This window comes from Listeria grandensis, from assembly GCF_014322885.1.
Lineage (GTDB): Bacteria > Bacillota > Bacilli > Lactobacillales > Listeriaceae > Listeria_A > Listeria_A grandensis.
On the sequence record NZ_JAASUG010000002.1, the window covers coordinates 292,119 to 307,584 of the forward strand.

13 protein-coding genes are annotated in these 15,466 nt (G+C 42.7%); 4 read left to right on the forward strand and 9 right to left on the reverse strand.

Translation table 11 applies throughout. From position 1 onward, the window contains the following. Positions 1–13: 13 nt before the first annotated feature. The gene (gene priA, locus HCJ54_RS04015) at positions 14–2,416 is read right to left on the reverse strand and encodes a primosomal protein N' (protein ID WP_187136720.1); all 2,403 of its coding nucleotides are present in this window, start codon (positions 2,414–2,416) and stop codon (positions 14–16) included. Position 2,417: 1 nt separating this feature from the next. Next, positions 2,418–3,620, reverse strand: coding sequence for a bifunctional phosphopantothenoylcysteine decarboxylase/phosphopantothenate--cysteine ligase CoaBC (gene coaBC, locus HCJ54_RS04020; protein WP_187136843.1), 1,203 nt, complete (start codon positions 3,618–3,620; stop codon positions 2,418–2,420). A gap of 366 nt (positions 3,621–3,986) precedes the next feature. Between coaBC and HCJ54_RS04025 the strand changes: the two genes are divergently transcribed. Next, a complete protein-coding gene (locus HCJ54_RS04025) occupies positions 3,987–5,870 on the forward strand; it encodes an Ig-like domain-containing protein (RefSeq protein WP_187136721.1) in 1,884 nt (627 codons plus the stop codon). A 126-nt stretch (positions 5,871–5,996) separates the two neighbouring features. Here the strand turns inward: HCJ54_RS04025 and HCJ54_RS04030 are convergent, their stop codons facing one another. Then, complete coding sequence (locus tag HCJ54_RS04030) at positions 5,997–6,626, reverse strand: nitroreductase family protein (protein ID WP_187136722.1); 630 nt, start codon at positions 6,624–6,626, stop codon at positions 5,997–5,999. A gap of 4 nt (positions 6,627–6,630) precedes the next feature. After that, positions 6,631–6,924, reverse strand: coding sequence for a putative quinol monooxygenase (locus HCJ54_RS04035; RefSeq protein WP_036064570.1), 294 nt, complete (start codon positions 6,922–6,924; stop codon positions 6,631–6,633). Between the two features lie 110 nt (positions 6,925–7,034). Here HCJ54_RS04035 and HCJ54_RS04040 point away from each other — a divergent pair, with 110 nt between their 5' ends. Further along, positions 7,035–7,331, forward strand: a complete 297-nt coding sequence (locus HCJ54_RS04040) for an ArsR/SmtB family transcription factor (protein ID WP_187136723.1) — start codon at positions 7,035–7,037, stop codon at positions 7,329–7,331. Positions 7,332–7,377: 46 nt separating this feature from the next. Here HCJ54_RS04040 and rpoZ read toward each other — a convergent pair whose 3' ends face one another. From rpoZ to HCJ54_RS04055, 3 genes are read right to left on the reverse strand one after another with little or no spacing between them, the layout of a single operon-like run. Then, a complete protein-coding gene (gene rpoZ, locus HCJ54_RS04045) occupies positions 7,378–7,578 on the reverse strand; it encodes a DNA-directed RNA polymerase subunit omega (RefSeq protein WP_036064566.1) in 201 nt (66 codons plus the stop codon). Then, entirely contained in the window at positions 7,579–8,196 is a 618-nt protein-coding gene (gene gmk, locus HCJ54_RS04050) for a guanylate kinase (protein WP_187136724.1), read from the reverse strand. Between the two features lie 41 nt (positions 8,197–8,237). Further along, positions 8,238–9,113: a YicC/YloC family endoribonuclease gene (locus HCJ54_RS04055; protein WP_187136844.1), complete on the reverse strand. Its 876-nt coding sequence runs from the start codon at positions 9,111–9,113 to the stop codon at positions 8,238–8,240. Between the two features lie 139 nt (positions 9,114–9,252). Here HCJ54_RS04055 and HCJ54_RS04060 point away from each other — a divergent pair, with 139 nt between their 5' ends. Together HCJ54_RS04060 and HCJ54_RS04065 are read left to right on the forward strand one after the other, a co-directional pair. Then, positions 9,253–9,654, forward strand: a complete 402-nt coding sequence (locus tag HCJ54_RS04060; RefSeq protein ID WP_187136725.1) for a hypothetical protein — start codon at positions 9,253–9,255, stop codon at positions 9,652–9,654. A gap of 25 nt (positions 9,655–9,679) precedes the next feature. Next, entirely contained in the window at positions 9,680–11,380 is a 1,701-nt protein-coding gene (locus HCJ54_RS04065) for an Rqc2 family fibronectin-binding protein (protein ID WP_187136726.1), read from the forward strand. Positions 11,381–11,420: 40 nt separating this feature from the next. Here HCJ54_RS04065 and HCJ54_RS04070 read toward each other — a convergent pair whose 3' ends face one another. Continuing rightward, positions 11,421–11,681 (reverse strand): TfoX/Sxy family DNA transformation protein, encoded by a 261-nt coding sequence (locus HCJ54_RS04070; protein ID WP_185408877.1) that lies wholly within the window; start codon positions 11,679–11,681, stop codon positions 11,421–11,423. Positions 11,682–11,840: 159 nt separating this feature from the next. Next, a complete protein-coding gene (locus HCJ54_RS15610; RefSeq protein ID WP_187136727.1) occupies positions 11,841–15,323 on the reverse strand; it encodes an immunoglobulin-like domain-containing protein in 3,483 nt (1,160 codons plus the stop codon). Positions 15,324–15,466 lie beyond the last annotated feature (143 nt).

A 15,466-nucleotide genomic window follows, 5' to 3' on the forward strand; every position in this document is an offset into this window, starting at 1 on the left:
TCTCATTTCTCCTTTACATCATCACAAACGGCTGTACATCCATCGTGATCGTCAATCCTTTGACTTGTTCTTTTTGATAATGTAGCAAAATGTTTTTCAATTCGGCCTTTAGTTCAGGCTCCACCTTATATTTAATAATACATTGATAGCGATATTTATTTTTAATCCGCGCAATCGAACTCGGAACCGGCCCTAGAATAATCGCATCTGGCCCCAACTTCCCTTGCAAAAATTGCGTGATTTCCTGAATTGTCCGCACGGCTTTCATCTCATTCTCATCGCTGACATTGATGAGCGTCAAATAATAAAACGGCGGATACGATCCCATTTTGCGAACCCGCATTTCGTGGTTGTAAAAACCGATATAATCATGCGTTTTGGCATATTGAATGCTGTAATGTTCCGGATTATACGTCTGCACGATAACCTCCCCTGTCAACTCATGCCGTCCCGCCCGACCGCTCACTTGCGTCAACAATTGGAACGTTTTCTCAGACGCCCTAAAATCGGGCAAATGTAGCATCGTATCCGCATTGAGCACACCAACAAGCGTAATATCTGGAAAATCGAGCCCTTTCGCAATCATCTGCGTTCCAAGCAAAACATCGGCTTCCTTATCACGGAACTGGTTTAGCAATTTCTCATGCGAGCCCTTTTTCGTCGTCGTATCCACATCCATCCGAATCACACGCGCCTCCGGAATCAGTTTCGCCAAACTTTCCTGCACCTTCTGCGTCCCCGTTCCAAAATAACGAATCTGCTCACTTTCACAACTCGGACAATGATGTAGCACCCCTTCCTGAAACCCACAATAATGACATTTCATCTGATTGTGCGCCTGATGAAAGGTGAGCGAAATACTACAATTCGGGCATTCCACGACGTAGCCACAATCGCGACACATCACAAACGACGAATACCCGCGCCGGTTGAGTAGCAGCACTACCTGCTCCTTTTTCGCCAGCCGATCCTTGATTTTTTCCAACAACACCTGCGAAAACTCCGTCCGGTTCTCGTTGCGCAATTCCTCGCTCATATCGACAACCTCGACCTCAGGAAGCGCCGTATCATTCACACGCATCGGCAATTCGAGTAGCGTATAGCGATTTTTCCCAGCGCGCGCAAATGATTCCAAAGAAGGCGTCGCACTACCAAGCACAACCGGACAACCATACCGTTTCGCCCGCTCAATCGCCACGTCCCGCGCATGGTACCGCGGATTATCCTCCTGCTTATAACTCGTTTCATGTTCCTCATCAATAATAATAATTCCAAGTTTCAAAAACGGTGCAAAAACAGCAGAACGCGCACCAACCACGACTTTTGCCTTCCCTTGCTCGATTCTGCGCCACTCATCATATTTTTCACCAGCCGAAAGCGCACTGTGAAGTACTGCCACTTGGCCTCCAAAACGGCTCTTAAATCGCTCCACCATTTGCGGCGTGAGCGCGATTTCCGGAACGAGTACAATAGCCTCTTTCCCCTCTGCAAGCACCGCCTCAATCGACTGCAAATAAATCTCGGTTTTCCCGCTTCCTGTCACACCATGCAGTAAGAACGTTTCCTGTTTTCCTGCTTTTGCCGACGCCACTATCGCATCTCGTGCCGCTTGTTGATCTGGCAACAACGGTAACGGTATACTTGCCTTGAAATCGTGATTTTCATAAGGATCTCGCGACACATGCTTATCTTCAATAGCAATGAACCCCAATGCCGCAACCTTTTGAACCGTCGCATCCGTCGTCTGTAAACGCGTCCGTAAATCCTTCATCGTTATATATTCGCCATCAAACACCTGGAAAAACTGCAAAACCTTGATTTGCGCTTTTGCCCCTTTCGGCATTCCCGCAATCGCATCCTCCAATTGTTGTACACCGACAAGCGATCTGGCCACACGAACCGTCTTCTTCGTAATCTTCGTCTTCACTTGATAAACAAGCTCCACGAGACCGTTCTTCATCCACTTTTGCAATGTAGGCAAGGCTCCAAGCTGTTCCGCTTTTTTCCAATCCATCGTTTCATAACCTTCAAAAAGCCGCTCCGCCTCGTCATTTTCCGTATCGAGCAAAACGAAATACTTCTCATATTTCGCACGCAAAGCCGCTGGGAGCATCGCCTGGTACGCTGTAATCCGGTAAGCGAGCGTCTCTGTCGCAATCCAATCACCAAGTTCCAACAACTCCGCATTCAAAACCGGCGCCAAATCCATCATTTCCCGAATCTCTTTTAGCTTAGCGAAATCACTCGTTTCCGATATCCCTACAACAAAACCTTGCAACGCCCGATTTCCAAACGGTACCGAAACCCGCATACCAGGGCAAACAACGTCACGCCAAGCTTCAGGGATCAAATAATCAAAAGGGCGATCGACTTGCATCGCTGGTACATCCACAATCACTTGGGCAACTCTACTCATGTTACTTTTCCTCCAAAAAACGCACCGCTTGCTCGATAATTTCGCGCGCTACCTCTTGTTTTGATAACATTGGGAAAACCCGTTCGCTATCTTCCTGTCCATAAAACGTGACCTGATTCGTGTCCACACCAAAACCAGCACCAATTTGGGCTACGTTATTCGCGACGATCATGTCCGCATTTTTGGCATGTAATTTTTTAAGCGCATTTTCCTTCACATTCTGCGTTTCAGCTGCAAAACCAATTACGACCTGCTCCGCGCGTTTGTGCTGTCCAATCTCCGCCAAAATATCCTTCGTACGTACCATCTCAACCGCAAAATCTCCCGGCTGCTTCTTGATTTTATGCTCATGAATCACTTTTGGCGTATAGTCCGCAACCGCGGCACTCATCACAAAAATGTCCGCCGAATCTTGCTGTTTCATAACCTCATGATACATTTCCTGTGCCGTTTCAATGTATACCGCTTGCACACCATGTGGCACTGGAAGTTTGGTCGATGAGGTCACAAGTACCACTTCTGCGCCATACCTCGCCGCTGTTTCCGCAATCGCAAAGCCCATCTTGCCCGTCGAATGATTCGTAAAATAGCGTACCGGATCTAATTTTTCGATCGTTGCCCCTGCTGTTACCACGACTTTCCGCCCAGCAAGCGTCGTATTCTTCTCCGCAAAAAAGCTCGTCAAATGCCCCACAATCCGCTCCGGTTCCTCCAAACGGCCACGCCCAACGTACCCGCATGCCAAATAACCCTCGCTCGGCTCAATAAAACGAACACCGTCCGCGTAAAGCTGATTAATGTTTCTAACCACAGCCGGATGCGCAATCATGTGCACATTCATCGCTGGCGCTACCCAAATCGGCGCTTCCGTCGCAAGCAGCGTCGTCGTCACCATATCATCCGCAATCCCGTTCGCCATCTTGCCAATCACGTTCGCCGTCGCCGGCGCCACAATCACAAGATCCGCCCAGTCCGCGAGGTTAATATGCGCGACCACGCCTGAATCCTTCTCGTCAAACGTATCCGTATACACATCATTGCGCGACAGCACCTGAAACGAAAGCGTCGGCACAAACTCCTGCGCACTTTTCGTCATCATCACCTTCACATTCGCGCCGGCCTGCGTCAATTTACTCGTAAGCGCCACAGCTTTATAAACAGCGATTCCACCAGAAACCGCGAGTAAGATATTTTTTCCATCCAACATCTAGGTCACCTCTTTCACCTTCCCATCAATTATACCGTTTTAGCGGCGGAAAAAACAGTGCTTGGGGCTATAAACGTAAGAAAAATTAGAAAGACGATTCCCTTTTTCACAAATGTCCTCCTCACTTCTCGTCATTCGAACTCGTTACGCCTATTCATAAAAAATAGTAGCCTACCGAAAATGCGTGAACGCCATGTAAAACGTCCGAGTTACGCTCCTATATCTAAGACCCCCTGAGAAAGCGCTCTCTAAATGGCATTTATTTTAAAAAATTACCATTTTATCCACATACAACGACTGTATAAATATGTATACTATGGTATGAGGGATGTAATACCAATTTAAGAAGGGACGGTTTTATTTATGAAAACAAAGAACAAAGCAATCTCGTTATTGGTCATATCAGGAATGGCGATTTCTATAGTCGGAGGGCCACCTGAACTATTTTCAAAAACACCGTTAGCAAACATTGAAGCAACGGCAGCCGTACAGGAAGCACCCAAAATCACGTCTTCTGTAATAGAAGGCATGACATCCGTATCAGGAACCTCAAGCCCTGGGGACCTTGTCATGGTAACTTTATCAAGACCCATCTTGCCATATCTCACAATAAAGGTTATCGCTAATTCTTCCGGCAAGTGGGTATGTGATGTTCCCCCATTAGTTGCTGGCCAAAGTGTACAAGTACATGTACAAACAGCACACGGAAATTTTATAGGCGAAGGGAAAAACATTAATCTGGTCACACCGACAAATCTCAGTAGGGTCACCACAAAATCGACAAAAATTACAGGAAGAGCAACACCTGGCAACGTAGTTAGAACGATGGGAGATGTAGGTTTCAACCGTACTGCAACCGTAGCCGCGGACGGGACATTTGAAATAGAAATTCCACCATTAGACTTTAATACTTGGATAGGCGTGATGCAAGAAAAAGAAGTGGCTCCAAACCGCTTTTTATTCAGTGAAGCAGCAGGAGCAGTTGTGGATCAAGAAGACCCAGAAATAACCTCTTCGATCATGGCTGGTGATACCAAAGTTTCTGGTACCGCTTCCCCAGGAGCAAAAATTACACTTCATTTAGCGGGACATGAGATTGCAAAGGTTTATGCGCATTGGATGACAGGTAGATGGAGCGCCGATATCCCACTTTCAGGAGGGTTAGCAGTAGGCGATATATTACGAGTAAATGCAGAGCTTGATTCCAATCTAAAATCCAATTCTTACACCACAAAAATGCCAAAACCAAGCGCCAGCATGGTAACGATTAACACGACAAAAGTGCTCGGAAAAGGCCTTCCAGGATCCATTGTCGACATAAAGGTGAATGGCCATATTATCGGAAATGGGCAAGTAAAAACGGATGGCTACTTTGAAATCAGCATTCCCAAGCAAGCAGCAGGTTCGAGTCTATCCATTACCCAGTCAAAAACAGGGCAAACAAGTGAAGCGATCGTGGTAACTGTCGCCAAAAACCTAGACAAGGTAAGCAACTTAAACGGATTAACCACTATCGATACAAAAGTCACTGGAAAAGGTGTCCCTGGGGCCATGGTTCATGTGAAAGTAAACGGCAAAGAAATCGGTAATAGTCTCGTGACAATTGACGATAATTTTGAAGTCACCATTCCCAAACAAGCAGAAGGTTCCCAGCTATCCATTTATCAAACAAAAGATGGTGACGAAAGTCCTGCAACAGTAGTCACAGTACAAAAAGGATTTGCTAAACCAGTCATCAACGACTTTTACTATACCCATTCCGACAAAGTCCGTGGAACCGTTCCTGCTGGCACCAAAACACTCCACCTCCTGATAAACGGTAAATTTGTCCGAGAATTTACATTTGATCATTTTTCAACAGACGGATCCGATCAACCATTTGAATTCGATGTCAAAGGAATAGCAGATTTCCAAGTTGTTGGTACCTATTTCTCTGTTTTTGCAAGCGATAAAGATGGGCAACTTGGCTCCGTGTCTGGTAGTTTCGTCAAAGAATTACTCCCCCCTTCTGTCGCAACTTACCGGGCCGGGCAAACGTATGTATCCGGATTTGTCGGGGATAACGTTGCTCGTGTGGCCGTGTTTACGAAAGCTGGCGCATTAGTACGCTATGGCCAAATTGACGATGACAGCATGTTTCGAATTTACGTGAACGGTCAGTTCCCACTTGTAGGCGACTCCTTCCATGTCAGAGCCTATGACGAAAGCGGTACGATATATAGTGATAAGTTAGTAACTGTTAAATAAAAAAAAATTCCAATCTGGAGGTGAGGGCTAAGCAATCCGTTAGCTCACGCCTCCTTTTAGCTTGCAGATAAAGAAAACAAAAAGGGGTCTGTCCCCTGCTTAACAACAAGTAACAGACCCCTTTAACTACTTCCAAAAAACCGTCTCATCCGTACTCAACCGATACGAGCCATACCCCGCATCCGTCGCTTTCCCAATCGACACAATCATCACCGGTACATAACGCTCAATATCCATATCAAACGCTTCCGCAACTTCATGCCGTTCAAACCCACCAATCGGATTCGTATCATAACCATACGCTCGAGCCACCAGCATCAACTGCATCGCAACCAAGCTCCCGTCAATCAACGCCACCCGTTCCAATTCCTCGCGAGGTGAATTCGCGTAATAAAGCGTCAACGCAGCCATTTGCTTCTCTTTCACATCCGCCGGCATCAATCCTTGCTCCACCGCACTACTAAAAATTTTCTCCCCGTTATCAAAACTATTCATATCACCAAAAATCACAATCATGGCAGACGACGTATCATTTTGTTGCGTGTTAAATCGCACAAGTGGACGCAATTTCGCTTTCCCTTCTGGACTTTCCACCACAACAAAACGCCACGGCTGCATGTTCACCGATGATGGCGCACGCATCGCATCCGTCAATATTTGCTCCATCTCTTCTCTACTAATTTTCACCGAGTCATCATATGTACGAATCGAACGGCGGTTTTTGATAATATCTTCAAAATCATTATTTTTATACATGGTATTACTTCCCTTCTAGTGTACTGAGTACTTGAATGGTCGGCGGCGCACTCAACATGCTGCCAACACCGGCTTGGAACGCTTGAAAATGCTTGCTTTTATTATGCGCATCAATCGCAGCCAAATCTTCCCACTGCTCGATCATATAAAACTCGGTTGTATTCTCAACGGCACACGTCAATTTGTAGCTAATATTGCCCGACTCCTCGCGTGACGCCACAATCAACGGCTCCACTTCTTTCAAAAAAGCAGCAATCTGATCTTCTTGGACTTCCAATTTCGCTTGAATAACTAGCATTTGTTCGCCCTTCTTCCTCTGAATATATTGTTCGATTTTTTTCGAACTACAACACTTTACCACAACATTTTTTGATGGGCAACTAATATGTAATGTGCTATGATACTTTTATGAAAAATAATAATCAACATACAGAACAGTTATTAGTTTTATTCCAAGCCCTAGGTGATCCGATTCGTCTAGATATCTTTCGCTGTCTGCTCCAAAAAGGGGAACAGCGTGTGACAAACGGTACGTACTCCGTTTCGAAATCTACAATGTCCCATCATATCAAACTGTTAAAGGAGGCCGGCCTAATCCATGTTCGCAAAGAAGGCACAACGCATATTTATTCACCAAACCAAGATTTACTAAGGCAATATCCGGCCTTCTTCTCGATTTTCAGCAACCTACACGTAGAAAAATAGGCACAAGAATCAAAAATACGATTCTTGTGCCTATTTTTCTACACACTTATTTATCTTTCCCCATAACCAAGTTTCCTGCATAAATCTCTTCTAACGCTTTTCCTACCGCTTTATGCGATTTGAAATCATCCATTGTACCTGGATCGTGATCTTTTTGCATTTGACGGGCACGACGCGCAGCTACCGTTACTAGCGAGTATTTCGAGTCAATAACTAACAACAAATTATCAATTGATGGATATAACATCTATTCCAACTCCTCTAACATTTTTTCGTATTTATGAATGACGCGCTCTGTTTTTAAGTGTTCGGTCTGAACAATTCCCTTAATTTTTTGAACAGCATTATCTACTATATCATTAACGACGGCATAATCATAGGAGTTCATCATCTCAATTTCGCGGCGCGCTTCTTTCATCCGCTCTTCAACGACATCCATAGACTCCGTACCCCGCCCTATAATGCGGTTTTTGAGCTCACTTAAATCAGGCGGCGTCAAGAAAATAAATATTCCTTCTGGCATCGCTTTACGCACTTGTAAAGCTCCTTGCACCTCGATTTCAAGAAAAACATCTTTTCCAGCTACCAAAATTTCTTCTACATAATCAAGCGGCGTTCCGTAATAGTTGCCGACATATTGCGCGTATTCTAGCATTTTCCCATCCGCAATCGCCTGCTCAAATTGTTCTTTCGTGCGAAAATAATAATCCACACCGTCCACTTCGCCTTCTCGTGCTTGGCGGGTTGTCATCGAAATGGAATATTCAAATGAAGTTGTCGGGTCATCAAAAACTGCTTTTCTAACCGTCCCTTTCCCAACTCCAGAAGGACCAGATAAAACGATGAGAAGTCCTCGATCTGTCATGTTTGCGTTCCTCTTTTCTACATATCATACTGCTTGAAAAATTATTCCACGTTCTGGATTTGCTCACGCATTTTTTCAAGTGTTGTCTTTAATTCTACCACACGATTCGTAATTTCTAAATGGCTAGCTTTCGATCCAATCGTATTTATTTCACGATTCATCTCCTGAATAAGAAAATCGAGCTTCCGACCAACTGGTTCTGCGAGCATTAGGATGTGCGAAAACTGCTTCACATGACTTCCCATCCGTTCGAGCTCTTCGTTAATATCTGATTTCTCAAGCATCACAGCAATTTCAGAAAGAACGAGCGCTTTATCAAAATCTTCACCAACATAGCTAAGTAATCGATTTTCTAGTCGCGCGCGATAGGTCGCTTCCATCTCTGGCACAAAAGCCTTTATTTCCGTTAACAGCTGAACGGTCGTATCCAAGTGATGCTTGAAGTGTAGCGCTAATTCATTGCCCTCAGCTGCCCGCATTTCATCCAGTCGCTTCGCCGCTGCAGTCGTTGCACCAATTAGCAATTCCTCAAGCTCTGAATCTGGCTCATTGCCCTCCACGATTTCTAAAAAACGCGGATCTAGCAGTAATTCTTGAATGTTCAGCGCGTCCTCCATTTGATAGCGCTGCGTGGCTTGACGCATAAACCGAATGTATTCATCTGCCAAATCCCAATTGATGACCAATTTCTCTTTCGTCGCTTTGTTGCCTTCGATCGTGACCGCACATTCGATCCGTCCACGCTTCACCTGTTCCGCGATGCTTTTCTTTAATTTCGCCTCTAAATAGGCAAACACTCGCGGCATCCGGAAAACCGTCTCCAAATAGCGATGATTGACTGCCTTTAATTCTACCGTTACTTTGAAATTCTCTGATTGCTTCCCTGCTCGCCCGAACCCAGTCATACTTTTTACCATTTCGATCAGCCTCTCGCATTCTAATTTCACCTCCTCATTATACCAAAACTTCATGAAGAATACATCTTAAACGGCAATCCCGCGCAAGTTTTATTGTTCTTATGGTACAATGGAAGAAAAAAGAGGAGAGGTTCGCAACATGAAAAAAAATATTTTGATTTCCAGTATTACTTTAGCCGTTATTATCGTACTAGCTTTTGTGTTACGATTTGCGGTTTCCACACCCCAAGAGGACTTTATCATCACTGGTGAAAATTATAGTGGGAATACATCATCAGCCATTACGATTAGCAATGGAGACAAAGTAATCACCACAATTCCAGCACTAAAAAATGAAACAGTCAAAGAAATAAAGATAGAGCCTTTTGACGTGGAGTCTGGCGGCTTTGTTATCAGCTATATTGATAAGTCCGGCAAAAAACATGATGATATTCGCATCGATGCAGAACAAGGAACATCGACCATGAACAGCCAAATTTATCTGACTATAAACGAAGTAAAAGATGATGGTACAATGAGCATTGACTATCGAACGAAATAATATTTTTTAAGGGAATGAACTGACTATGGCATTTGATACAATGTTTCTAAAAGCAATGACCGAAGAACTAACCGAGCAGTGCGAAACTGGCCGGATTATGAAAATACATCAACCGTTTGCGCATGAATTAATACTACACGTGCGCAAAAATCGGGAAAATCAACGCATTCTAATCTCAGCACATCCGAGTTATGCGCGGATTCAACTCACGAAAGAAACGATGGAAAACCCTGCGCAACCGCCAATGTTTTGCATGTTGCTCCGAAAATATATGGAAGGCGCGATTATCGAGTCAATTCGTCAAATTGCGAATGATCGGATTTTGATTTTTGGAATTCGCGGGAAAGACGAGATTGGCGAAACGCGTTTTTGCGATTTGTATGTCGAGATCATGGGACGCCATAGTAATATCGTGTTGGTTGACCGCGAGAAAGAGACGATTGTCGACTGTATTAAGCATGTTTCACCAGCTTTTAATAGCTATCGGACGCTTTTACCTGGAGCAGCGTATATTTTACCCCCTTCTTCTGATAAATTAGACCCGTGGAACGTGAACGAAGATGCGCTGCTAGCAAAACTTGATTTTAACGCTGGCAAAATGTCGAAACAAATCGTAGCAAATGTCGCTGGGTTCAGTCCATTACTCGCGAATGAAGTAGTCGCTCGGGCTGGTTTAGTGAATCGTGAAACGTTACCGCAAGCATTTTTTAGTGTGATGGAAGACTGTGCGAAACCGGCAGAGCCTAACCTTTTTACGAAGCATGAGAAAGAGGATTTTTATTTCATGCGCTTAGCCGACACGGAAATAACAGCGGAATCAGCTTCTCTCGGTGCTTTACTGGATCGTTTTTATGGCGGGAAGGCGACGCGAGACCGTGTGCATCAAATCGCACATGACTTGGAGCGTCTGCTTGCTAATGAGATTGATCGCGATCGTCTCAAAATGAAGAAATTGGCGCAAACGCTTGTTGATACGGAACGCGCGGACGAGTTTCGGGTTTTTGGCGAATTATTGACGGCAAACTTGCATCTCGTATCGCGTGGCATGACGGAAATTGAGGTACAGAATTTTTACGATGAGAATATGGGAACGGTTACGATTCCGCTTGATATTCGTAAATCGCCGCCTCAAAACGCCCAGTTTTTGTTTAATAAATACCAAAAATTGAAGAAAGCCGTTAAATTTGTCGATGAGCAAATACGGCTGACCGAACAGGAAATTGCCTATTTAGAAACGGTGCAACAACAACTCGAAGATGCCTCACCAGAAGACGTTCAAGAAATCCGGATGGAGCTCGCAGAACAAGGCTACATCAAGTATAAACAGAAAAAAGGAAGCCGGAAACCGAACCAGAATCCGACACTCGAAAAATATACGTCAAGCACTGGTTTATCGATTTTAGTCGGTAAGAACAATAAGCAAAATGATTATTTGACGAACAAAGTGGCTAGAAATTCCGATTTATGGTTTCACGTAAAAGATTTGCCTGGCTCGCACGTGGTGATTCAAGACGCGAATCCTGATGATACATCCATCACGGAGGCCGCGATGATTGCCGCATTTTATTCCAAAGCGCGGCTCTCAGGATCAGTTCCAGTCGATGCAACGCTGATCAAGCATGTGAAAAAGCCAAGCGGTGCCAAGCCTGGGTACGTTACGTATGATAACCAAACGACTTATTTTGTAACACCTGACGAAGAGACTGTGAAAGCATTGCGTAATTAATAAACGGTTGATAAGAATTCGCTATGTCAATGAATTCTTATCAGCCGTTTTTAACATGTTGATATAACGCTCTTAGCTCTTCTTTACGCTTTGCACTAATATTCTTTTTGGGGATATTCTGAATTGCCCCTTCTAATGCATACAAAAAATGTAAACATGCATCATCATCTATTAAATCTTTGACGAGTAAGTACGCCTTTTCCGTCCCAAGCACTTGAAGTTCTTCCGCTGATTTCACACCAACAGAATTAAGTTTTTCTTCGTTCACACTACCAAGATTTTTCATATCTGATATTTTCATCTTTATTCCTCCAAAAAAGCATTTATCCATTCTGAATAGCTTAAGTATACCGCAATGATACATAAAATGTACCTCCTTCATCCTGATTTTTAGAAATAGAAAAAAAGTTATGTAACGAAGCCTTCATTCGGCTCTTGTTACATAACTTTCTTTCCTCACTTATTTGACGCCATGAATGAATTGTGTTATTTCTTGACCAGAACTATCATATCCCTTCACACACACACTATCCGTTTTCTTTAAAATAATGGTATCCGCTTTATCCACTTCATACGTGAGTTTTGCTGTATCTAGTGTCACGTCCTGTACAAATTTTCCATTAACGAATAGTTTTATCGCTTTAATATCGCTGCCATAGGTCCCGATCAAAGCCTTATTACCAAGCGAATAGTTAGCACCTATGATGAGTCGATTTATGTCTGTTGCAACTTTCACTTGAATTCGATTTATTTCTTTGTACTGCTTATCCACAGCCACAACTTCCACAGCATCACCATCATAAATGAATGAGCTAATATTTTTAAACTTGTAGCTACCATTCTCTGTACTTGCTTGTGCCACTACTGCTCCGTTGACCCATAAACGAACCTTATAAATATCGCTTTCATATGTTCCAGATAGGTAAGATCCTTGTATAAAATAATCTTCTGCTGTCAGTTTATTTTTAGGGTCCCAATTCCCGTCAAGCGTCACTTCAATTCGGGTAATTTCGTTGTACTGCGAGTCAACAGCAACCACTTCTACTTTATCTGTTTTCTTCGAGATAAAGCTAGATGCATTTGGGAATTCATACGTGCCATCTGCTTTTGTTGTCGCTTGCGTTACTACTTTGTCATTCACCCATAGACGAACTTTAAAGATATCTTTACCGTATGTCCCTGACAGCTGTGTCATGGTGTCATTAAAGGTGCTCGCTGTTAAGTGGGCATCGTAATCTGCGGCTTTCTCAACTGGAACCTGAATACGATTTTTTTCAACGTATGCTTTGTCTACGCCCACAACCTCCACTTTATCAGTGGCTAACTTCACAAAGCTGGATGCGTTCGCAAATTGATAGCTTCCGTCTGCATTTGTTGTTGCTTGTGCGACTACTTTATCATTAATCCACAATCTCACTTTCCAAATATTCGATCCAAATGTACCCGTTATATCGCTTTCTCCAACACGGTAGGGCTTCACTGTCAAAGCATCATTTGATACCTCTACGACGACTGGTATTATGGTTTGTAGTGTTTCATCCATGTTAGAAGTAATGATGATATTGGCGTTCCCAGCACCGACTGTCTCCCATTCGCCTGCACTATTTATTTTTAAAACAGAGGGATCACTCGACACGAATGTAACCTTTTGAGACGCCTCTTTTGGAAGTATATTAACCGCTATTTTTCCTGCCTTTTGTGTGACTGTGTTCAACGTCGTGATGTCTGTCACCATTTTTTCAGGAAGACTTGCATTGGCTATGTCTGCATATTTTGATAATAAGGTACTCCGTTCTGGTTCTGCCAACGCCAAAATAGCCAATCCTAGATCATTTTTTCTCTCCACATTTGATTGCGCCATCATAAGCGGGTTAGATTGAATCTCCAAAGCCGCTTTCTCGATTTTAGAAATTAATGTATCTTTGGTAGTGCCATCCTCATTTACGAGGCCTGTTTTTGTCACATTAAAAATGCTTGTTGTTTGCTTCATCGATACACCATCTACTAGCAAACGATTCGGTTCGATGTGATAAATACGCAGTTTGTAGCCAGGCTCAATATGTGTTGTTACGCTACCAAGACTTGTATTCGCACCTGTCATAATTTTAGTATAGGTTACATTTCCATTTTCATCTAAAACTTCTATTTTAGAATAGATATCCGATCCAAAATAAGAATGCGGATCCTTTGCAGACGTACTGATTTCTATTTCATTTCGGCTAATGTCAACAGATGCCAATGCATAATTATTATCACCTAAACCAAGGAAATGAATATCTTGATTAGCCAGTGGGCTTGCTTGCTTTTCGGTGTACTTAATAGTGACATTATTTACTGATTCTTTAATTCGTAAATAATGCTCCGATACAGCGTATTTCATCGATTTACCTAAGGGTAAATACATCGTATAGATGCCATTTGGTAAGTTATCGATAACCATATCAGGTGATGTAACTTTTACTTTCCGCACTACCTTTGATCCATTCATAATGGTGATATCTTCACCTTCTATTTGTGAAAAATCATTGATATCAAGCTTGAGTCGTGCTTCTCCTGATAAACTTGATACCTTTGCTAATTGATCCGTATCTACCAACGAAAATGGAAAAACAAGGCCTAATTGTTTCTGTAAACCAGCGACATCTTTACTTGGAACTACCTCATTTAGGGAAGCCACAGGTGTATAATTATGATATCGATTATCCTCTGCTTGCTTGTCTGATATGCTACCTTGTACTGATTTGATTGCTGGTGTAATATCAAATTTACTAGTTTCACCATAATATTTTGAAATTAAATCTAGTAACTTCTGTTTATCTTTCATTTCCAATCCATCGTAGACCATTTTGCGGTATTCTTGATTAAAATGTATGAACGCTTGGTCTCCTGTCTTCTCTTGAACCGTAGCTAAAAAGATGGTTTTATAATAGATTAGCCAACTATTGATCGGTTGGGGATTAACATGCCAATTATTTTCAACATTCCGCTCAATCAGTTCCTTTCCACCAAAGCTAAGCAACCAACCATCTGACTCTAGACCATTACCTACCGCATTTTTAAGAAATCCAATACAATAAAGTTCGTTCCATGCCTCATTCACATTCAAAGATGCTTCTTTAAAATTCCCTTCATATCCGTGCGCAATCTCATGTAAAGCAATAAAGTCTGCATCCATGTAAGTCTTGGCTGAACTTCCCTTCGCACCTGAATAATAAGGGCCATAGTAAGCTGTAGGAGTTGACGCAGCATCTGCCTTCATAAAGTACTTATTTGGAATGTTTTTATCTGTCGCTCTCGCTGGATGAAAGGATAACCCTGCTAACTCATTATACTTTTCAAATACACTATCGTAATACTTCACCAATCCATCTATAGAAGAAAATTTGTCCATTTTTTTCAAATAGGCTTTATCTTCTTTTGGTATCAGAATTTGGACGTAATCTGTTGTAATCAGCCCGAAAGCCGCGTCAGATGCATCCCATTTTTGAAAGTACGTATCCTCATTGGTATCTTTTGAATAGGTCGGCAGTTCTGTCATCGTGTCCGTTACTTTATACTCAATCACCGGTGCTTCACTTGTGAAAGTCGTTCTCACAAAAGGGACAGCCGTGTACTCACTACTAACTGATTTCCATTCTGAATTGAATGATGCTTCGCTTTCTTTTTTTGCATCCGTATTTAGTAATTCTAATACTAAATCTCCTTTAAAATTTGGGTTTGTTTGACGAATTTCTAATTTTGTATTAGCTGGTAAAACAATGCCTAAATCTTGCTTATCTTGTGTAACACCTTTACTCATTCCGGCATTAAATAACCAAGTCGGATTTTCTAACACATACATTTCTTTAGTCTTTACTTCATCTGCATGTGCGTGGTATGTAATTCCCCCAACTAACATACTAAATAATACAATAAAAAACACAATTCCTTTATAGATTCTCACTAACTTTCCCTCTTTCCTTAATTAATACTTCTTTTAAATCGTAACACACATTTTTTCGAGAAAAATAATATATTTCCGCTTTGCATTGCGAAAGTATGAACATTTCGTGTCTAAACAGCTGAACCCGCCATACGAAAAAGCAC

What these genes read in the sequence shown, in the direction of transcription:
- priA (WP_187136720.1), bottom strand. Translation starts at nt 2,416, where the DNA reads ATGAGTAGAGTTGCCCAAGTGATTGTGGATGTACCAGCGATGCAAGTC.
- rpoZ (WP_036064566.1), bottom strand. Translation starts at nt 7,578, where the DNA reads ATGTTATATCCATCAATTGATAATTTGTTGTTAGTTATTGACTCGAAA.
- HCJ54_RS04040 (WP_187136723.1), top strand. Translation starts at nt 7,035, where the DNA reads ATGAAAAATAATAATCAACATACAGAACAGTTATTAGTTTTATTCCAA.
- HCJ54_RS04070 (WP_185408877.1), bottom strand. Translation starts at nt 11,681, where the DNA reads ATGAAAATATCAGATATGAAAAATCTTGGTAGTGTGAACGAAGAAAAA.
- gmk (WP_187136724.1), bottom strand. Translation starts at nt 8,196, where the DNA reads ATGACAGATCGAGGACTTCTCATCGTTTTATCTGGTCCTTCTGGAGTT.
- HCJ54_RS04030 (WP_187136722.1), bottom strand. Translation starts at nt 6,626, where the DNA reads ATGTATAAAAATAATGATTTTGAAGATATTATCAAAAACCGCCGTTCG.
- HCJ54_RS04060 (WP_187136725.1), top strand. Translation starts at nt 9,253, where the DNA reads ATGAAAAAAAATATTTTGATTTCCAGTATTACTTTAGCCGTTATTATC.
- HCJ54_RS04035 (WP_036064570.1), bottom strand. Translation starts at nt 6,924, where the DNA reads ATGCTAGTTATTCAAGCGAAATTGGAAGTCCAAGAAGATCAGATTGCT.
- HCJ54_RS04055 (WP_187136844.1), bottom strand. Translation starts at nt 9,113, where the DNA reads ATGGTAAAAAGTATGACTGGGTTCGGGCGAGCAGGGAAGCAATCAGAG.
- HCJ54_RS04065 (WP_187136726.1), top strand. Translation starts at nt 9,680, where the DNA reads ATGGCATTTGATACAATGTTTCTAAAAGCAATGACCGAAGAACTAACC.
- HCJ54_RS04025 (WP_187136721.1), top strand. Translation starts at nt 3,987, where the DNA reads ATGAAAACAAAGAACAAAGCAATCTCGTTATTGGTCATATCAGGAATG.